Annotated in this window: 1 pseudogene; it reads left to right on the top strand. The window is 51.1% G+C overall.

The window, feature by feature from the left end:
- A pseudogene (locus tag RUMCAL_RS15850) lies at positions 1–223 on the top strand (phage major capsid protein); the annotation flags it as partial.

Genomic DNA, 223 nt, shown 5'->3' with positions numbered 1-223 from the left:
TACGGCAAGGAAATCCAGCGGCTGGAACGACAGGCTCAGATTGAAGCGGAGATGAACAAGCCCACTTCTACGCCGATTCAGAACAAGCCGAACGCATCCATTCACGGCGATACCAAGACAGGGATTGCATCTGACGAATACCGTACTGCTTTCTGGAACAGCATTCGCAACCGCAATTTTTACGATGTCCGAAACGACCTGCAGGTTGGTACAGATACTGAGG

It is taken from the genome of Ruminococcus callidus ATCC 27760, assembly GCF_000468015.1.
Classification (GTDB): Bacteria; Bacillota; Clostridia; order Oscillospirales; family Ruminococcaceae; genus Ruminococcus_C; species Ruminococcus_C callidus.
The sequence above is the reverse complement of the archived record's forward strand: the minus strand, read 5'-3'. Positions and strand labels throughout refer to the sequence as shown.